This is a genomic window from Facklamia sp. P13069 (assembly GCF_050409405.1).
Classification (GTDB): Bacteria; Bacillota; Bacilli; order Lactobacillales; family Aerococcaceae; genus Facklamia.
Genome location: NZ_JBNUPN010000022.1, coordinates 1 through 19,444, shown reverse-complemented (window position 1 = coordinate 19,444; position 19,444 = coordinate 1). Strand labels below are relative to the sequence as shown.

Genomic DNA, 19,444 nt, shown 5'->3' with positions numbered 1-19,444 from the left:
GTGAGTGCGTAGAGCATTTCAGAGTATTAAAATAAAATACTATATGCTAAAAAATATATTATTTAGTTATGTTGTTGTGTAACTCTAAAAAAAACAAAACATTTTATATACGAATAATTTGCCAATACTTTTAAATAATCATAAAATTTATTTAGAATGACTAAAATTAAATTAAAAAAAGTTGTTCTTAATAAAGGATATATAAAAATTGAAAGGAGCGATATAATGAAAGTAAAAAATAGAACGTTACTGCTCATAGCAGCGGTCGTCTGGAGTATAGCAGGTTTTAACATTTTACGAATAGGCCTGGTTGCTTATGAAGGCTATTGGACCTTGTTAAATTTGCTTATTTCGATAGTAATTTTTAGTTTGTTTTGGTTTATGGTGTTTAAACAATTAGTAAATAAACATACAGAAAGGATTATAAACTATCGCGAAAAAAAGAACCTTTTCCTTAAGTTCTTTGACGTTAAATCCTTCATTATTATGGCCATTATGATGACCTTGGGGCTTTTGATTCGATCTTTTAAATTATGGCCACTGCAATGGATTAGTGTGTTTTTTCTTAGATTAGGTAGTGACTTGTCCCTTAGTGGATTATTATTTTGTGGAGTAGTTTTAGCAAAACAGACCCATTCTTTGTTTAAATTCAAATAGATATACAGTTTAATTGTTAAGTACTGTTTCTTTCCTATTTTATTCACTTTTTATTTCGTTACGCTACCCTAAAATTGCAATTAGGCTTGCTGAAGTAAGCTTTTTCAATTGATCAATCTTTCACAAAAACACTTTTATTTCATTTGAATTTTTGCTAATTTTTTTTAATTCGAAAAAAATGGTTTCGTTTTCATAAAAATCATTGACTTGCTATACCCTTTTATCATACAATTTAGTTAAATAAAAATTTAGGAGGGGAAGAGATGAATTCTTTAGTCAGTTATTTTGTGAAAAATATCACTCATTTGAGTGATTTAATGTGGTCCAGTGTTCTTTTGTATATTCTTATAGCGGTCGGTATTTTTTATACTTTTTATCTTGGCTTTCCGCAATTTCGTTATTTTGGAACAGCGTTTAAAGAGACTTTTGGCGGCGTTTTTGGTAAAAAGGAAAAAGAAGAAGCCGGTACCATGTCTTCATTCCAAGCCCTAGCAACAGCCATTGCTGCTCAAGTCGGAACAGGTAATGTTGCTGGGATTGCTACAGCTATTATGGCAGGAGGACCTGGTGCTATTTTCTGGATGTGGATGTCTGCTTTTGCTGGCATGGCTACAATTTTTGGCGAGGCCGTTTTAGCTCAGAAATATCGTGAAGTGCGTGATGATAACTTTGTGGGAGGGCCTGCCTTTTATATCAGTAAAGGGATAAAACAAAAAACCTTAGGCAAATTCTTAGCCGGCTTCTTCTCAGTAGCAATTATTATTGGCTTAGGATTTATTGGGAACTTAGTGCAATCAAACTCGATATCTGCCGCTGTCAATGAGGCTACCGGTATTAACCCAATTATCGTTGGTGTTTTGATAGCAATTGCAGCTGCTTTAGTTTTTATGGGTGGTATGAAACGAATTGCTAACTTTGCCGAATTAGTTGTGCCATTCATGGCTGCTTTATATATTATCGGCGTCATCGTCGTAATGGTTCTCTATAAAGATCAAGTCGGTCCTGCTTTTAAATCGATTTTTGTGGAAGCTTTTAAACCTACATCTATGATGGGTGGAGCGATTGGTGTCACCGTTAAACAAGCCATTCGATACGGGGTCGCAAGGGGTCTCTTCTCAAACGAAGCAGGTATGGGTTCTACACCACATGCCCACGCAGTGGCCAACGTAAAACATCCTGCTGAACAAGGTTTAGTAGCGATTGTTGGTGTTGTCATTGATACGCTCGTTGTTGGAACCGCTACTGCAATGGTAATTCTCGTTACCGGCGCTCATGAAAAAGGGTTAGAGGGGGCTTTAGTCACGCAAGAAGCTTTTTCTTCCGCTTTTGGTACGTTAGGTACATCCTTTCTAGCTCTTTGTTTAACCTTTTTTGCCTTTACCACTATTGTAGGTTGGTACTATTTTGGAGAAACCAATATTCGTTACTTATTTGGTAAAAAAGGGCTTTTACCTTATCGTATTATCGTCATTTTCTTTATCGTTTTAGGATCATCACTCACTAAGAAAATCGACTTTGTTTGGACCATGTCAGACTTCTTTAACGGGCTGATGGTCTTTCCAAACATGATTGCTCTCCTTTTATTAGCGCCTCAAGCTAAACGGATTCTAGATAGCTATAAAGCGCATCAGCTCTATAATCGGGAGGATTTAAGTTAGTTTTATTAAAGTATAAAAAGGCCTCTGAAGTTGAATTCAAATCAACTTTAGGGGTCTTTAAATATAATCCAAATATCAATTCTTGTAATATTCGCAAACTATGTGTAATAAAAATCCCACTAATTTAAAAAATAGATAGGACCAGTTCTTTAAAAAAATAATTGAAAAACTCTAGCTCTCCTACTCTTTAGGATGCGGCTAGAGTTTTTAGCGCGGTGCTGCCATTAAAGTTAAACCCTCACTATTTTCTCCAAGTATTTAGCAATCTAGGGAAAACATTTTAAGCTACTGATGATTTTCTTTACTAATAAATAAACTTTATCCGTTATTTTACCATATGCATTTCTTCTAGTTGTGCCTCGATATTTTCTTGATCGACACCGGCTTGTAATAAAGTTGCAGCGGTATATGCTCCTTCTACGACTGGAACATCATATATTTTGATTGTTTTATCACTCATTTCCATAGCGATTTCTAGATTCATTTTTGCACTACCTAGATCATAAAAAGCCAATAAATTTTCAGCTGTGTTTTTATTGATGGCTGCTAAAGCGGTATCAAAGTTCGTCCCTATTTCGTTTTGATCAATACCGCCTACTACTTGCACATCAACATCTGCTGCTGCTTGTTGAATCAAACGATGAATTCCTTCCGCAATCTCATGAACATGTGAAACAATCACAATTCCAGTTTTTTTCATTATTCTGCCTCCGCTTCTAGCATTGCGTGAAATAATAAGCCTGAGGAGTAAGCTCCTGGATCAATATGGCCAATAGATCGATCTCCCACATAAGAGGCTCGTCCTTTTTTAGCTTTTAATGGTTGCGTTGCTTCCACTGCTTCATCAATTAATTCGTGGGTTAATTGATGAGTCTCAACTGCTTCTACAACAGCTATCCATAAATCTACCATTGTTTTGTCGCCTTGTTCTGCTTTTCCACGCTTTTGAATCGTTTCTAACCCAGCTTTTAAAACACTTGCCCAGTCTTCAGCTGATGATTCAGCTTTCATCATGCCCATAAAGGCTGACCCATATAGTGGCCCAGAGGCTCCACCAACTTTACTTAGCATATTTTTCATCATTAATTGAAGCAATTCATTCAACGTTTTTGGGTTTTCGTCTTCAATCGCTTTAATTACATGGGTCATGCCACGAGACATATTATTTCCATGGTCACTATCGCCAATAGGTGTGTCTAGTTGTGTTAAATAGTCTTTTTCGTTTTGAATTTTTTCATTGAATAATTCCATCCAACGAATTCCAGTCTCTAGATTCATTTAAAAGATTCACCCTTTCATTTTATAAAATAATCTTACCAATTAATGGTATCAACTGGTGCTTCAATAGCTTTCAAATAGAATGCTTCATCTAAGCGAAGCAAAGTTAAGGATAAACCTTGCATATCTAACGAAGTCATTAAATTGCCTACTTTCGAAAACGCAATCGTTAGATTCTTTTCTTTCATTATTCTTTGCACATCATTTGCAAATACATATTGTTCCATTAATGGCGTTCCACCTAAACCATTCACGATTATTGCGAAGCGATCATTGGCTTTGGCATCAAACTCTTTTAGTAATTTTGTAAGTAATTCTTGGGATAAATCCTGTGAACTCTGCAATTTTTCTCGTCGATATCCCGGTTCGCCATGAATACCTACGCCATACTCGATTTCATCATCCGCTAAGGTAAAACTTGCTTCATCGCTCCCGGGGGTAGTGACCCCTGTTAATGCGACTCCAATCGTTTTTATATTTGGGATAAGATTTTCCGCTAATTTTTTAATCTCTTCAATGGTTTGCCCTTGTTCAGCAGCATACCCTAATATTTTGTGAACAAAGACCGTTCCTGCAACGCCACGTTTTCCCTGGGTGTAGAGACTATCTTCGACAGCAATGTCATCATCAACTACGACACTCTCTACTTTTATTCCTTCCATCTCAGCTAATTCCTGAGCCATCTCAAAGTTCATAATATCCCCTGAATAGTTCTTTATAACGAGAAAGACACCTGCCCCCTCATCCGCTTCTTTAATTGCTTGTAAAATTTGATCGGGCGTTGGAGAAGTAAAGACTGCCCCACAAACAGCTGCTGATAACATTCCTCTTCCAACAAATCCAGCATGTGCAGGTTCATGTCCGCTTCCTCCACCAGAAATAATAGCCACTTTCCCGGTTTTTTCTAAAGTTCGTTGAATAATTCCTGTTTCAGGAATTCTTTTAAGCAATTTTGAATGACTTTGTACCATTCCATTAATCATCTCATCCACAATATTTTCTGGTTTATTTATTATTTTTTTAATCACGCTAGATTCCTACCTTTTTTAAATTTATTTTGCTTGTTTTCTTGCTTTATAATCGCGACCCATCGCATCCGCTGCAATAATTGCATTTGCAACGGCTTCTTCTGTGATTTCAAAAGGCATTGAATGAATGGATTCTTCTGGGATACATGCTTTTTTAGCTACTTTTAGAATTTCTTGGTAATTAACTTCTTCGACATCTAAGTCCGCTAGAGATACTGGTAACCCAACAGAAATATTAAAGTCTAATAATTCTTCGACTTCTGATTTTGGTGCGTCTTCGAGCACTAATTGAACAAAGGTTGTAAAAGCAACTTGTTCCCCATGGTAATAATTTCCTGGTCCTTCTAAAACAGTTAAGCCATTGTATATTGCATGAGCAGCTGCTAATCCTCCCGATTCAAAGCCTAAGCCAGATAATAAGGTGTTTGCTTCTACGATATCTTCTAAAGCTTGTGTAACAACGTTCTGATCAGCCGCAATTTTTGCATCGTATCCTTTTTCTAGAACCACTTTTAAACTTTTTTCAGCTAGAGTCATGGCTGCAATTGTTCCTTTAGCAGGTCCTGTAGCCCCAGTACGATAACCATTTGGCAAACCAGCATTCACATTTGAATTGGATTGACGAGTCGCTCGAGCTTCATAATAAGTTGCCAAAGTATCGCCCATACCAGCTACTAGGAATCGACTCGGTGCCTGTGCAATAACGGTAGTATCCATCAAAACAACATCTGGGTTTTTGCTAAAGTAAGCATAATCATCAAATTGATGATCGGCCGTATATAAGACAGCAGAGTGACTCGTGGGCGCATCTTGAGCTGCAATCGTCGGGCAAATAATAATATTCTGTCCTTCCGCTACAACTTTGGACGTATCGATTGCTTTTCCTCCCCCCAATCCTACAATAACATCAGTGCCTTTTTCTTTTGCTAATTTTTTCAATCGTTCGACTTCTTCGCGTGTGGCTTCGCCACCAAAATCTCCTCGATGTAATTGAACCTTATAGGTTTCAGCTGTTTGATCCAGTTTGTCTTGTACACGATCAATATCTGCTTTATTTCCTATAACGAGGGCAGATTCACCTAAAGACTGAATATAAAATCCTAAATTCAATAATTCATCTTCACCTTGTACATACTTACTTGGACTAATAAATGCTTTTCTCATTCTTATTCCTCCTGTATCTTTTAAGCTTCTTCTTCTCCACTAAATTAATGGTAACAAGTAAGCGCTATCAATTCAACAGACAAAAACCTTCGTCTGTCCGTTTGGTTTCAGATTTGCTCTGTCGTATACTGATACTATCAAATACTGTTTTATTTTTAATAAAAGGAGTTTGCCTGGATGAAAGAAAAAACAGATACACAAGAAATCATCGCTCAATCATTTCGAGAATTAACACTAAAAAAAGAAAGGGATAAAATTTCAATCACCGATATAATGAAACAAGCAGATTTTCGTCGTCAAACTTTCTATGATTATTTTGATGACAAATATGATTTAGTTACCTGGATTTTTTCGCATGAACTCTATCAATCCATTCAATCAATAATGGATTGGCAAAATTGGGAAGAAATCTTATGGCAACTATTAACTTATCTTGAATCAAACAATAAATATTATCGAAAAATCTTCCTCGATATAAAATTAGATTCTTTTAAAGAATATTTTATTTACTCCATTAAAAAAATAATCAAACAATTAGTAGATGATTATTTCAAAGAGCAGTTTCTTTCGTTAGAAAAAAAGCAAATGATTCAAACAGCTACAGATTTTTATAGCTATGGTCTCTCTGAAAGCCTCTATCATTGGGTCTTAGAAAATTGTGAACCAAATAGTAAACACTACCATGCGATGCTCGTAAAGCTTGTAAACTGTCGAAGCAAATCGAATGAACACACTACTATTTTATCAGGGAAAGGAAAGGATAAGTAATGGCAGAATATATATTATCAATTGATCAAGGAACAACGACGACACGTGCTTTTATTATTGATCGCAAAGGAAATTATATTGGAACTGCGAGTCGAAAATTCCAACAAATTATCCCACAAACTGGATGGGTAGAACACGATCCGAATGTTATTTGGGAAACTGTATGTCATGTTATTGAAGAAGTTATCCAAAAATCTGGGGTTAATTACTCTCAAATCAAAGCACTTGGACTAACGAATCAACGTGAAACAACTGTTGTTTGGAACAAGATAACAGGTGAGCCGATATATAATGCCATTGTTTGGAGTTCTAACCAATCATTAGCTACAATTAATCAATTGAAATCCAGTAAAAATGAAGAATATATCCATAAAACCACCGGACTGATTATGAGTCCCTATTTCTCAGCCAGTAAGATTCGTTGGATTCTAGATTATCATACTGGAGCGCAGGTTGATGCTGAAAAAGGAGCATTACTTTTTGGGACCATCGATAGTTGGATTGTTTGGAAATTAACTAAAGGAAAGTTACATATCACTGACCATACGAATGCTTCAAGAACCATGCTCTTTAATATTCATCGTTTAGAATGGGATGATGAATTGCTTAAGCTTTTTAATATTCCAAAAGCAATGTTACCCAATGTTTATCCCAGCTCTCATTACTATGGCGAAACAAGTTCTGAACTTTTCCATGGAGTAAAAATACCCATTACAGGGGTAGCTGGAAATCAACAGGCTTCTTTAGTTGGTCAACTTGCTTTTCAATCTGGACAAGTTAAAAGTACTTATGGTCAAGGGACATTTATTGTTATGAATACCGGGACTGAAGCCAAATTATCAAACAATCATTTACTTACAACCATTGCCTATTCGATCGATGGTCAAATTAATTATGCTTTAGAAGGGGCTGCTTTAATTTCTGGAAGTGCCATTGAATGGTTAAAAGACGGTTTAGAATTATTTGAAACGATTGAAGATTCAGAAAAGCTAGCTCTCATGGCAAATCCAAAGTCTTCCGTCTATTTTCTTCCAACTTTTAAAGGAATTGAAGCTCCTTATTGGGAAACGAATGTCAGAGGGGCTATTTTGGGCATGGATGACTATACGACTAAAAGGGAACTTGTCCTTGCTACTTTTGAATCATTAGCTTACCAAGTCTATGACATTATTGATTTAATGGAATCAGATACTGGAATTGCGCTGGATGTTTTACATGTTGATGGTGGCGTTGCTCAAAATAACTTACTCATCCAATTTCAAGCCGATATTCTTAATAAAACAGTTGAACGCGTTGAACGTTTAGAAACAACCGGTTTAGGTGCTGCATATCTGGCTGGATTAGCTGTGGGTTACTGGAAGGATTTAGATGAATTGAGAGCTTTAGTATCCGAGAACGAAGTTTTCCAACCAAATATGAGTCAAACCGATCGCTTTAAAAAACTGAATGGATGGCACAATGCGCTTAAAGCTGTTCGATATTATTCTCAGTTAAGTCAAGATTTCTTTTAATAAAGAACACGAATGAATTTAAGTGGATTTCAAAAATAGCTAAGAAAAAGTTCTTAGCTATTTTTAGAAAGTTCTTAATCTTATCTAAAATACTTTATTATTATTTCTATCCTCTCCGACTGATTGAACACCTCTAAAATTTATGGTGTCGATGGAGCCATTCGATTCATTGACACCATTTTTATTTTTTAATAAAAAGTCAATGAATCGCTACCATTAAGTTTCCACAAATAAAGCTAGGAGCATTCACAAAACTCATTCTTATATACGAATGATTATGGAATTAATGTAACAGTTATCTATATGCTGCATCAATTTCCAGAAATCTACTGATCACTAATAAAAAGTTCATCAACCATTGTATCTAAATGCTTTGCCATATTAAAAGCAAGTTGTAGACTCGGATCGTATTTGTTATTTTCAATTGCATTAATTGTTTGTCTGGTAACATTGCACTTATCCGCAAGTTGGGCTTGAGACCAACCCTTCTTAATTCTTAGTTCTTTGATTTTATTATTCATAGATTAACTGAACTTTCTAATTTTTAGTCTTAAATCTATTAAAAATATAATGCAGATTACTGCTAATTCAATTAACGGGTTAGAATGGTAATTGTTAAATCCAACATTATTTTGATAAATCATATACATTGATTCAAAAAACAATATCACAATCCCAATAATGAATGTCTCAGTCGATGCTTCATGTATAATTTTTTGCCTTCTTTCATCCCCTTGCTTAAACACTTCTAGCATCGTCCATATTATTGCTAAAATACACAGAATAAAAACAATTATAAATAACCATAAACCCCAAAAAGTATTTCCCATTTCCATTATTATCTCTCCTTATATGTAAAATTGTTTTGACATATATAGCTTAATTCATTTATCCAAAAATGTCAAATTGTTTTTACATTTATAGTTCGTTTAATAACTACCCATAGAGCAATCATCAAGCTAACTATAGCTAATAGTACAATAAAAGCATTATTGCTCTTATTTTCTTCTACTTTAACAAAGGTTTTTGTTTCTTCAATTTTCTGTTTCGGATTCTTTCTATCAGATGGTTTAGGTGACAATTCTGTAATCTCAGAGTTTTCTCCTAAGCGAATGTCACTTTCTAACTTATCAACCATGTCCCCATTTTCATTAACTTCTCGTCCAGCTAATAATTTCTTATTCAATTCTTCAATACTTAATTGATTCTTTGCTAATGCAGCAATATAACGATTATTTCCAACAAAAATAGTAATGGTAGTTGGAGCTGAATCTGAGTATTTATTTTTGACAGTTAATTCATAAATACCTGGTTTATCATACGTGTTTTTTCCATTGCCTACTGTATTTGAACGTACACTACTTGAAACACTGCCGTCATCATTTTTAGTGATTTCTTTTCTTACAACATCTAAAGTTAAATACTTTGATTGAATAAAATCAACCGTAAAACCGTTATCTGTATAGGCGCCATCCTTTAATTCAGCCCCAGATTCTATATCTCTTGGAAATGCCATTGTATTTCCATTTCTAATTGAGAAGGCAAAATTAATTTTATAATTAGTATAAGAAGGTAGAACATCCACCGATAAAATTTTTCGTGGATTGTTAATAATTTCATAATTCAAGGTAACTTCGTAGTCACCTTCTTGATAAATTTGAATTGGATAGAGGGGTTCTTTTTATGTCTAAATATTCAAAAGGATTTAAAATCAAATTAGTGAATGAATATCTTGATGGAACGACCGGTGGTCGTGATTTAATAGCAGAAAAGTATATAATTCCATCTTCTACAGTTAGAAATTGGATAGAGATGTATGAAAACCATGGCTTCGAAGGATTTAATAAAAAGCTCAATAAAATAGAATATAGTGGCAAATTTGAGTTGTCTGTCATAAAATATAGGCAAATACATGAATGTTCCTATCAAGAAGCTGTTGAAAAATTCGATTTGCCTAACGGATTGCTGATATGTAATTGGAATCGAATTTATCAAAAAGAAGGTTTCTCAGGCTTGAACAAATAAAGCGGAAAGCCGAGAAAAAATATGACTGATAAAAGAAAAAAGAAGAACCCGAAGCAAGGAAAAGACGCAGATCATTTAGACTTACTTGAAAAATACCCTCAAACTCAAATAGTTGAATGACTTAAGATTAGTAGTTTACCTAAATCAAGCTTTTATGACTGGAAGAAAGAGTTCAAGCTAATGATTGATCCGGATACTCAAATCAAGCTGGAAATTAGAAAGATTATTAAAGCGTCCAAAGAACGTTACGGATACCGTCGAGTCAGTTTAACGTTAAGAAAACTGGGTTATATTGTTAATCACAAGAAAGTTTTGCGAATGATTAGAGAAGAAAATTTGCTTTGTGATAAGTTTAATACTCAAAGCAGAAAATACAGCTCATATAAGGGAACTGTCGGTAAAATCGCAGACAACATCGTTACTCATCAATTTAATGTTTCGGCAGCCAATAAATTATGGTGAACTGATGTCACCGAATTTCGTTTACCGGGTCAGGAAAAAAGACTGTATCTTTCACCTATTTTAGATGCGTTTAACGGAGAAATAGTCACTTATAATTTAAGTTATAGACCTGATATTCGCATGACAAATACGATGTTAGATCAAGCTCTTCAAACAAGAAACATTGAATCTAATTTAATCATTCATTCGGATCAAGGCTTTCACTACCAGCATAAATCATGGATGTCAAAGCTCACAAAAAATGGCGTCACTCAAAGCATGTCTCGAAAAGGAAATTGTTTGGACAATTCTCCGATGGAGAATTTCTTCGGAATTCTTAAACAAGAGATGTTCCATGGTGTCACATTTAACTCTTATGCTAATTTAGAGAAAGAAATTAAAAGTTATATCCGTTGGTATAACGAAGAAAGAATTAAAGCAAAATTAAACGGCTTGTCTGCTGTTGAATACAGGTTACAAACCGCTTAATAATTAAATATTAAATTTTTGTCCGTATTTTGGGGTGCACATCATTAATAGAAGTCTTTTCTAAGTTATGTTGAAATGCTTAGTATACTTATAAATCCTCTATCATTTTTTAGCTGTATTTACACCTTCTTGACCTTTTCTAAATAATTGATAATCTAGAATTCTCTATATTTTTGATATGACTTTGTAGTTAAATATGAATTTATTCATTCTTAAAAAGTTGTGTTATTGAATGAAGTCTTTTAGATTTAATTAATATTATCAATACTATCAGAAAAAGATTAACTATGCTTACTAGCAAGAGACCATTTTGATAAGTAATGGCTTGGTTCACATTCTCATAAGCAAGTTGTTGGGTAATGACACGGGTAGCGAAGAAATAGGTGGTTGGAATAAAATGCATGACCTTAGCCAAAGGCGCAATATTTCCTGTTAATAAGATTCCCCCAATCAATGTCAAGCCAGAAACGAAGAGGGTAATTAATTTTTCCTTAGTCAATATAGCAATCAGATAGACCCAGATAACCGTCATAAGGATAGTAAAAGCATGCATGACACTTGTCTGCGCGATTAAACGCCAGACTGGAAGGGTCTCTATGTATGTGTCCGTATAGATTGAAATCGGATATTGATAGGATGAAAAACCATTAACCAGACCAGCTACAATGAAGAACAATCCGAAGCTTACTCCATATACCAAAAGGGAAATTAAGTAAATTTTAACTAATTTATCTAATTGCCAAGTCACCTGGTTCACTGGAAATAGGTCTTCAAGGTCTATTTGATCATAAAATTGACGGGTAAAGCTGTCGCTTAATAAAGTAATCAAACATAAGATAAAAATAATTGGAAAGACGGTATCAAGCATTCTGTATAGAAAAGTATAACCACGACTCTCTCCTCCTTCAAATTCAGGAGGTAAGTTAAGTCCTTGCAATATTTTGTAGCGCTGATACTTTCCATAGGTATTACGAATATAATTTTCATCAAATTTATGAATTTTTGACTCTATGTCAGCTAATTCATTCCTTTCCATTAATTCAACTTGAATCGCAAGGGCTTCCGACCAATCACCGACCTTCGCTCGATCGATTGCTTTAAGGTTTTGAGCGATATTTTGTTTTAGGGACTCTTGTGCTTCAAAAATTTTATTTCTGTCTTTGGAATTTAGATCACCGGATAGAGTATCCTCATAATCACTGCTAATATATTGCATTATTTCATTATTATCATCTAGTGAGGCAATAAATCCTACTTTGCTTTCTGAAGAAGTATTCATTACCAGTAGAAAAGCCATTACCAAGATACTGACAGACAAGGGCAACCAGTTAAGTCTAGCCTTAAAGATTTGTTTCAAATAAAGGTTAAATGGCTTCATGATGGCTAACCTCTCTTTCTTCTAATTGATGGCCCTGGATAGAGTATATCTTGTCGCAAAGATTAAGAAAATCCACTTGTTCATGGGTCGCTATTAAGAAAGCCTTTCCTTCATCACGTTGTGTTTGGAGATAGCTTTTAAATTGATTAAGACTCTCATAATCTAAACCATTAGTTGGTTCATCCATTAGCCAATAAGTAGGATTGGTTACTTCATATAATGATAATACTAACTTTTGTTTCATACCGAGCGAGTACTTATAAATCGGTTGTTTGATGTAATCGTGACTTTGCCATCGATTAACCGCCCTTTCGATTAGGTCTGGATCAGCTTGCCAGACTTTATTATAAAGCTTTAAGTAATCCATTCCCGATAGATTTTTATCCAACCAATTGACCGACTCAAAATAAAAAACTGCCTGCTTAAAACTTTTACCCCTAAGTTGTCGATCTTCAATGTCGAGACTGATCTGCCCTTGAGTTTCTTTCCTTAAACCTGCAATCGTCCTTAACAAGGTCGATTTCCCACTACCATTAGGACCCGTAAGAGCTACCAATGAGTAAGGAAAGATTGTAAAATCCGCAGTAAATAAGGGGATCTGATGATTTTTGATTGTTAGATTGCTTATGCTTAACATAATAGCTCCTTTTGATTTAGTAAAACTCTTATTTACAAAAGTATCTAAACTCTATTTTAAATTATTTATTCCAATTAGTGTACTCAAATTCTCAATATAATTTATAAACTAAATTATACACCATTTAGTTTGTAGTTTGATTGAGTCAAGTCCATATAATTGTGTAAAAGTAAAAAAGGTCATGAAACGTCCTTTTACGGTACAATGTTTTTGACTAAGAAAACATACCCAGGAGGACTGTCATGACCCAAATACATTTTACTTTAAATCCAGAAGAGATTCAAAAACTTATTAATCGTTCGGTTTCTGATGATCTTGCCAAAAACTTACTAACAACGGTATTTAATCAACTGATGGAAAACCAACGCGATCAATACATTGGTGTTGGTGAGTTTGAACGCGGTGAAGAACGTGTGAGTCAACGTAATGGCTACTACGATAGAACGTACACAACGCGAGTGGGTACTCTTACTCTTCGTGTCCCACGCTCAAGGGATGGTCAGTTTTCAACAGATATCTTTGAAAGATATCAAAGACATGAAAAAGCTCTTTTAACGTCTATGCTCGAGATGTATGTTTCAGGTGTTTCGACTCGAAAAGTCAGCCAAATCGTCGAAGAACTATGTGGTAAACAAGTCTCTAAGTCCTTTGTTTCTAATCTTACTAAAGAATTAGACGAGGTTGTCAAAGCATGGCAAATTGCACCTTTTGAGAAAAGCTATCCCTATCTCATGACAGATGTGCTTTATATTAAAGTGCGTGAAAATAATCGAGTTGTTTCTAAAAGCTGCCATATCGCCATCGGTTTTAGTGAATCTGGAGAAAGAGAAGTCTTAGGATTTCTCATCCAAGATGGTGAGAGTGAACAAACATGGACACATTTCTTCGAGTACTTAAAAGAACGTCATTTACAAGGTGTTAAACTCATTATTTCCGATGCCCATAAAGGCCTTGTAACAGCCATCAAAAAAGAATTCACGAATGTATCCTGGCAAAGGTGCCAAGTACATTTCTTACGAAACATCTTTGCCAGCATTCCAAAGAAAGATTCTCAGCTCTTTCGAGAGCAAGTTAAAGCCGTGTTTCGAATGACTAATCTTGAAGAAGCACGAAAACTAAAACAAGAAATCCTTGAGGAATTTGAGATACAAGCCCGATATGCGAAAGCATGCCAAGTTTTGGATGAAGGTTTTGAAGATGGATTCCAATATGTCGCTATTGGAACAGCCCACTCTCGATGACGAAGTACAAACCTTTTAGAACGATTGAATCAAGAAGTACGTCGTAGAGAGAAAGTGGTACGAATCTTTCCAAATGTCGACTCAGCTAATCGATTAATTGGCTCTGTATTAATGCACATCCACGAAGAATGGATTACTTCTTCAAGGGCTTATATGAGGCTTTAATGGTGATGAACATTGTACTAAGTTATTTTACACAAGATTATGGACTTGACTCTGATAACTTTTTTTAATTTACTATATTAACTTCAGTATAAACCTTTACTTATTATACTTATAAATACTTGATGATTATTCGGTGAGATGTAAAAGGTATCTTCATTTTGTAATCATTGATAGTGAATCAGAAAACTTTATGACCAATCATAAAGATGCACCATTAAAAGTAACATAAAAAACAAATCATTCTCTTGAATTGCATAGAATTGAATCTACATTTTTTTAATTACAAATTTAAACTTTAAATCAATTTTAGTTCCTTCTCTATTTAGTTTGTCAAAGTACTTAGTTACAAAGTTTGGTAACGGAATACCTGATTGTCCAAGGTTTTCTACAACTGAAATCCCATATGTTACTATATAGAATACTATAAAACTTGTAGATATTGACTCAAATCCTAACACCTCAAGTAACGGGCAAACGGAAATCACTAACATAACAACTAGTAGATGCTTTACCAACCCCTGTAATCCTTTTGTAGAATTTGCGATACCACTTAAAAAACTTTTTGCATAGCCAGTAACAAAATCAAAGACTACTAACCAGACAAAAATAACTATGTAAGGATTGTTATTTATTGACTTATAAATAATGATTAATTTTTCTAACTCAAATTAATTATCCATTTAAAATATCCTCTCTATAAAACTAATATTTTTATTTATAATTTTTTATGAATTACCCTATACAGATTACTTTAAAATGAAAGACGCTTATTAGTTAATGTTCACTCGAACACTAATAAGCGTCTTTGTTATAAGATAGTATGTTTCAAAGTTATTATTTTTTAAGATATACTTCCCACCATAGGCCCTACAACTCCATTATTATATGCTCGAATAGGTACATATCTGCGAGTGCCTGAATAAGAAATATAGCTAATCCAAACATGCTTGTTAGTAATATAAACCGAATCATAATAAACAGATTCTCCTGCAGATAAGCTTGCAGCTACAGGTGAATTTTTTTGATAATTATTATAAATATTAACCTCTTGATTCGCAGTAAATCGAGCGCTCTCAGAATATGATTTTACTAGAGTTTCATTACCTGTTGGAGGGATCGGCTGAGGGGTTGGAGTGTTATTTTCAGCACCTCTTAATCGATAACAATGTAATGGACCATTTCCATAATAACCTTCTAAAGGAGTAATAGCTATACCATTTGATCCGTAATTACAATGAATGATTCTATCATTTGAAATAAATACCCCAGTATGTCCGTATTCATTTAATGATCCTCCTTTAACTCCAGCAACAAAGATATCTCCATAACGTGCTTGTGAACGACTAATTGGAATCAATAGTGATCCTTCTTGCTGATAAAGAGTCTCAGTATTTCCTAACCAACTTCCTTGAGGTAGAAATCCACCTGCAATTAGTGCTGAGTATACTGCTGATGAACAATCGTACGAAGTTGGTCCTGTTCTATGATTCATGCTATATGTTACTTTCCCAATTCGATCCATGAACCACTGCACTACAGCATCCAAGTTGTTTTGCTTAGGCGAAGGGGTTGGAGTAGGTTGAGTTCCATCATTCTTGCTGACAATTAGAACATCTCCAGGATGGATTATAGAACTAATTGTCAAACCATTCAAAGAACATAATTCGTCTAATGTTAGACCGAATTTATTAGCAATTCCCCATAAGCTATCACCACTTACCACAGTATATGTTTTAACAGATCCTGAATTGTTTCCATTTCCTCCAGGATTTATTGTCGTGCTGCCTTTCTTAACTATTAGTCGATCACCAGGATGAAGCATGTGATCCGCTGAAAGATTAATAAGTTTTAACAATTCATCAATACTAATTCCAAATTTTTGTGAAATCCCCCAATAGGAATCTCCAGATTGTACGATATAATAAGAATTTGTATCTTGATTCATATTTGTTGATTCTCCTTTAAAATTAATATACTAACGACGAGCGGATGTTTGACTAGCTGTCAATTTTTCCCGCAAACCGTCGGACATTCATAAGCTTCGACAAAAATTTTTGTTGTTTCTTCAGGTTCTTGATGACTAATAAAAAATCCTTAAAAGTCACCTTATATGCAAAATCGTACAACGAATTAATATTCTAATCATAGCAATTTACGACTTCATATTATATTCACTTTAATTGTGTATAGAAATTTACTAGATCTAAACCATTTGTATATGGCCAATTAGTTAAATTAGTTACTGATATACACTGACCAATTTCATATCCACAACGATTTCCATTAATTTCTGGATTACTAGAATTCTAGCAACATCTTCTCAAGACCATCCATATTTAATCAGATAATTGCAAATAATTCTTGCATTGTTTTCCATATCCCACATCCTTACATTTAATTTCAGTCTTTTAATAGCTATTAATTCGACTAACAATAACACGGAGGAAATTAAAAAAAATTAATGGAAATACTATCTTAATTAAAATTTAATTTTTCAACTCTTAAGCTAGACTATTATTATTCATGCTTAATTTTTTGATATTCAATCTAAACTTTATTTTATCAAACAGTAAAAAGTTAATAGTCTCTTCATACGTAATACTTCAATAATTATTAGTGATAAAAAAAGAAGTTTATGTTAAAATATAAATAATAAAATTAAAAATAAAAGGAGCTATATTATGTCAATAAAAAGAAGATTATTATCTACCCTTTCTATCATGTCTCTTGTGGCAGCTAGCTTACCTATATATACCTATGCGCAGGAAACGAGTGAAGCAAACCAAACTGAGGTTGAAACACCAGACAAAGGTCTAAGCTTTACTTATGAAGAAGCCGCTAAAAGAGTGGATGAGGATTTTTATGATCAATACCTCTCTTCATTACATTACTATGGAATAACAGATGAAATGCTAGCAACACTTCCTGAAGGAACAGTTCGTGAAGCAGCCATTCAATATTTAATGGAATTACCGACTGGTGGAGATATCTCCATGCCTTACGCACATTTCAAAAAGTTATATCCGACTTTTGTTTCCATTACACAAACATCTTCAGAGCAGAAAGAACCAAATTCAACAGATAAAGGACTATCCTATACTTATGAAGAAGCAGCTCAAAAAGTAGATCAAGGATTCTACGATGAATATCTATATTCTCTCCATTATTATGGTGTAACAGATGAAATGCTGGCAAAACTTCCAAAAGGCGCTGTGCGTGAAGCAGCTATTCAATACTTAATAAAACTACCGACCGGTGGAGATATTACCATGCCTTACAACAATTTCAAAAAGTTATATCCTGAAATCTTCAGCCAATCAGATTCTAAGCCAAACAATCAGAGCCAAACAGAAAGCGATAATAAAAAAGAGGACTCAATTAAACATGAAAAACTTACTCAGCATTTGAATGAGCAAAGAGTAGATTCTGAAGCTGAGAAAGAAGCTTTACCTCTTAATTACACTTTTGTAAGTGAAACTGGCGAATATACCATTAAATATGTTTCATTATTAGCACCTGCTTCTGCTGGCAATCAAGACCAAGAATTACCAATGCTCGTTGTAAAATATGAATTTGAAAATACTTCTGATCATAAAGTGATGGATTATGCCCACACTTGGGACCAACAGGTTTTCTTCTCTCAATCTCAACAAGATTCAACGATTAAATTAGAACCAGGGAAGTATCAATTAGATCCTAATCAAGAAGTTTTTCCTAAGTATGAAGAAGTAGATTCTGGCGAAAAAACAAGAGTAACCGCTTACTATCAACTAATGGACAGTGAATCGCCTTTAAACATTTCAATTTTAGAAAATGAAACGATTGCTGATTTCGATCTCAACATCGAAGATTTACTGAATCTGCCAAACCAAAGCTCCCTTTATTTAAATGATAGTAACCAAGGCTATCTTTTTGACTTTGATACTATTTATTTATTAAATCCAAGCCAAAACTTAGCGGATCAATTAGAGTTTGAAATTCAAAATTTTTCTGATTTTGAATTGTCCGAAGAAGCTAAACTCCAAATGGCAAAAATCACTGAAAGCCAAACTAATGTTATCAAATTAGAAAATATCAACTACTGTGTAACTGAAGAGGAACAAATTGAAGTCATCAATGAAGATGAGGAAGTCCTGTTGACTCTGCAATCTCAATCAAATTGGGAGACCTTTAAAGACCTTAATGATCAGATGTATCAAATAGTTCAATAATCTTTATTTAGTACTTATACAAAAGAAGCTAACTCTTTATAATAATATCCTGCCAAATTTCAATTTAAATGGCTCTATGTCAAATAATGTTGGTAGGGCTTCAGACGACTAACTTCTGTTGGTCGTCTTTTTTGTTAAGCAGATTTTTGTATAAACTGATACTAGATTATGTTTTTTTATCATGCGACCAATTTTTCGTCTTGATAAAGTTATACCCATCTTATTCAGTTCATTTCTTATTCGTCTTGTACCAAAGCTTTTTCTACTCGTATTAAACGTATGTATAATGATAGTTTCTAATTCCGAATCATCTTTTTAAGATTGGTATTCTTTCTTTTTATTGAATCATAATAAGTGCTTCTTGGTATTTTTAGGACTTAGCACATTACTGATACGCAATAGTGAGGAGCATTCTTCTGAATGACTTCTCTTTTCGTTACATGATCAGCGCGGCTTGCTTTAAACTATCATTTTCCACTTTCAATGGTGGATTTTCTTTGCGTAATTTTCATAGCTTTTTTTTATCATCTGTTAGATGATCAACTGTATTGAATGAACCACTATTTTGATGATTCTTCATCTATTTATCTAATACCAGAGATGTTAAATCATACTCTCTAACATTATCGGATTTAGATTTTCCATTTCAAATAATCACACTATTTGAAGTTTAAATTCAGGGATAAATGTTTTTCTTGTTCTTGCCATAATAAAATCGTCTACACTTAATTTAACAATGGGGCTGTATCATAAGTCCATTTTTGCTATAACCTTTAAAATAAGACCCGAGATA

At 34.1% G+C, this 19,444-nt stretch carries 18 protein-coding genes and 3 pseudogenes; 9 read left to right on the top strand and 12 right to left on the bottom strand.

Annotation, left to right across the window (positions count from 1 at the left end):
* Nucleotides 1-225: 225 nt before the first annotated feature.
* Both ACQV2T_RS07235 and ACQV2T_RS07230 read left to right on the top strand, forming a co-directional pair.
* Nucleotides 226-657, top strand: a complete 432-nt coding sequence (locus tag ACQV2T_RS07235; protein WP_428893446.1) for a hypothetical protein — start codon at nucleotides 226-228, stop codon at nucleotides 655-657.
* 263 nt (nucleotides 658-920) lie between these two features.
* The gene (locus ACQV2T_RS07230; protein WP_428874938.1) at nucleotides 921-2,315 is read left to right on the top strand and encodes an alanine/glycine:cation symporter family protein; all 1,395 of its coding nucleotides are present in this window, start codon (nucleotides 921-923) and stop codon (nucleotides 2,313-2,315) included.
* Between the two features lie 325 nt (nucleotides 2,316-2,640).
* Here the strand turns inward: ACQV2T_RS07230 and dhaM are convergent, their stop codons facing one another.
* Genes dhaM through ACQV2T_RS07210 form a run of 4 tightly spaced genes read right to left on the bottom strand, consistent with a single transcriptional unit; the run spans nucleotide 2,641 to nucleotide 5,785 of the window.
* Complete coding sequence (gene dhaM, locus ACQV2T_RS07225; RefSeq protein ID WP_428876344.1) at nucleotides 2,641-3,015, bottom strand: dihydroxyacetone kinase phosphoryl donor subunit DhaM; 375 nt, start codon at nucleotides 3,013-3,015, stop codon at nucleotides 2,641-2,643.
* Entirely contained in the window at nucleotides 3,015-3,593 is a 579-nt protein-coding gene (gene dhaL / locus ACQV2T_RS07220) for a dihydroxyacetone kinase subunit DhaL (RefSeq protein WP_428893445.1), read from the bottom strand. Before dhaL ends, dhaM begins: the two co-directional genes overlap by 1 nt.
* Before the next feature lie 35 nt (nucleotides 3,594-3,628).
* Complete coding sequence (gene dhaK / locus ACQV2T_RS07215; protein WP_428874942.1) at nucleotides 3,629-4,618, bottom strand: dihydroxyacetone kinase subunit DhaK; 990 nt, start codon at nucleotides 4,616-4,618, stop codon at nucleotides 3,629-3,631.
* Nucleotides 4,619-4,645: 27 nt separating this feature from the next.
* Nucleotides 4,646-5,785 carry a glycerol dehydrogenase gene (locus ACQV2T_RS07210; protein WP_428874043.1) on the bottom strand — a complete coding sequence of 380 codons (1,140 nt, stop codon included), beginning with the start codon at nucleotides 5,783-5,785 and terminating at the stop codon, nucleotides 4,646-4,648.
* A 177-nt stretch (nucleotides 5,786-5,962) separates the two neighbouring features.
* Here ACQV2T_RS07210 and dhaS point away from each other — a divergent pair, with 177 nt between their 5' ends.
* Both dhaS and glpK read left to right on the top strand, forming a co-directional pair.
* Nucleotides 5,963-6,553: a dihydroxyacetone kinase transcriptional activator DhaS gene (gene dhaS / locus ACQV2T_RS07205; RefSeq protein WP_428874041.1), complete on the top strand. Its 591-nt coding sequence runs from the start codon at nucleotides 5,963-5,965 to the stop codon at nucleotides 6,551-6,553.
* Nucleotides 6,553-8,064 carry a glycerol kinase GlpK gene (glpK, locus tag ACQV2T_RS07200; RefSeq protein ID WP_428893444.1) on the top strand — a complete coding sequence of 504 codons (1,512 nt, stop codon included), beginning with the start codon at nucleotides 6,553-6,555 and terminating at the stop codon, nucleotides 8,062-8,064. The genes dhaS and glpK overlap by 1 nt, the downstream gene beginning before the upstream one ends.
* A 326-nt stretch (nucleotides 8,065-8,390) precedes the next feature.
* On the opposite strand, the gene ACQV2T_RS07195 is transcribed toward glpK, so the two are convergent.
* The 3 genes from ACQV2T_RS07195 to ACQV2T_RS07185 all read right to left on the bottom strand — a co-directional run bounded on the left by ACQV2T_RS07195 (nucleotide 8,391) and on the right by ACQV2T_RS07185 (nucleotide 9,691).
* Complete coding sequence (locus tag ACQV2T_RS07195; RefSeq protein WP_428874039.1) at nucleotides 8,391-8,585, bottom strand: helix-turn-helix transcriptional regulator; 195 nt, start codon at nucleotides 8,583-8,585, stop codon at nucleotides 8,391-8,393.
* A gap of 3 nt (nucleotides 8,586-8,588) precedes the next feature.
* Complete coding sequence (locus ACQV2T_RS07190) at nucleotides 8,589-8,900, bottom strand: hypothetical protein (RefSeq protein WP_428874038.1); 312 nt, start codon at nucleotides 8,898-8,900, stop codon at nucleotides 8,589-8,591.
* 65 nt (nucleotides 8,901-8,965) lie between these two features.
* Nucleotides 8,966-9,691, bottom strand: coding sequence for a hypothetical protein (locus tag ACQV2T_RS07185; RefSeq protein WP_428893443.1), 726 nt, complete (start codon nucleotides 9,689-9,691; stop codon nucleotides 8,966-8,968).
* Between the two features lie 56 nt (nucleotides 9,692-9,747).
* Between ACQV2T_RS07185 and ACQV2T_RS07180 the strand changes: the two genes are divergently transcribed.
* The 3 genes and pseudogenes from ACQV2T_RS07180 to ACQV2T_RS07170 form a co-directional block, all read left to right on the top strand.
* On the top strand, nucleotides 9,748-10,089 hold the full coding sequence (locus tag ACQV2T_RS07180; protein WP_428893442.1) for a helix-turn-helix domain-containing protein: 342 nt from the start codon (nucleotides 9,748-9,750) through the stop codon (nucleotides 10,087-10,089).
* Nucleotides 10,090-10,269: 180 nt separating this feature from the next.
* The gene (locus tag ACQV2T_RS07175; protein ID WP_428885266.1) at nucleotides 10,270-10,551 is read left to right on the top strand and encodes an IS3 family transposase; all 282 of its coding nucleotides are present in this window, start codon (nucleotides 10,270-10,272) and stop codon (nucleotides 10,549-10,551) included.
* 12 nt (nucleotides 10,552-10,563) lie between these two features.
* Nucleotides 10,564-11,019: pseudogene (locus ACQV2T_RS07170) on the top strand (IS3 family transposase); the annotation flags it as partial.
* Between the two features lie 202 nt (nucleotides 11,020-11,221).
* Here ACQV2T_RS07170 and ACQV2T_RS07165 read toward each other — a convergent pair.
* Both ACQV2T_RS07165 and ACQV2T_RS07160 read right to left on the bottom strand, forming a co-directional pair.
* Nucleotides 11,222-12,397: a hypothetical protein gene (locus ACQV2T_RS07165; protein ID WP_428885267.1), complete on the bottom strand. Its 1,176-nt coding sequence runs from the start codon at nucleotides 12,395-12,397 to the stop codon at nucleotides 11,222-11,224.
* A complete protein-coding gene (locus tag ACQV2T_RS07160) occupies nucleotides 12,384-13,034 on the bottom strand; it encodes an ABC transporter ATP-binding protein (protein ID WP_428885268.1) in 651 nt (216 codons plus the stop codon). The genes ACQV2T_RS07165 and ACQV2T_RS07160 overlap by 14 nt, the downstream gene beginning before the upstream one ends.
* Before the next feature lie 242 nt (nucleotides 13,035-13,276).
* Here ACQV2T_RS07160 and ACQV2T_RS07155 point away from each other — a divergent pair.
* Nucleotides 13,277-14,440, top strand: a pseudogene (locus tag ACQV2T_RS07155) (IS256 family transposase).
* A 266-nt stretch (nucleotides 14,441-14,706) separates the two neighbouring features.
* On the opposite strand, the gene ACQV2T_RS07150 reads toward ACQV2T_RS07155, so the two are convergent.
* Together ACQV2T_RS07150 and ACQV2T_RS07145 are read right to left on the bottom strand one after the other, a co-directional pair.
* The gene (locus tag ACQV2T_RS07150; RefSeq protein WP_428893455.1) at nucleotides 14,707-15,048 is read right to left on the bottom strand and encodes a phage holin family protein; all 342 of its coding nucleotides are present in this window, start codon (nucleotides 15,046-15,048) and stop codon (nucleotides 14,707-14,709) included.
* A gap of 233 nt (nucleotides 15,049-15,281) precedes the next feature.
* The gene (locus tag ACQV2T_RS07145) at nucleotides 15,282-16,385 is read right to left on the bottom strand and encodes a peptidoglycan amidohydrolase family protein (RefSeq protein ID WP_428874581.1); all 1,104 of its coding nucleotides are present in this window, start codon (nucleotides 16,383-16,385) and stop codon (nucleotides 15,282-15,284) included.
* 736 nt (nucleotides 16,386-17,121) lie between these two features.
* Here ACQV2T_RS07145 and ACQV2T_RS07140 point away from each other — a divergent pair.
* Nucleotides 17,122-18,651: a DUF5067 domain-containing protein gene (locus tag ACQV2T_RS07140; RefSeq protein WP_428874582.1), complete on the top strand. Its 1,530-nt coding sequence runs from the start codon at nucleotides 17,122-17,124 to the stop codon at nucleotides 18,649-18,651.
* A 108-nt stretch (nucleotides 18,652-18,759) separates the two neighbouring features.
* Here ACQV2T_RS07140 and ACQV2T_RS07135 read toward each other — a convergent pair.
* Nucleotides 18,760-18,948, bottom strand: a pseudogene (locus ACQV2T_RS07135) (IS3 family transposase); the annotation flags it as partial.
* Between the last annotated feature and the right edge of the window lie 496 nt (nucleotides 18,949-19,444).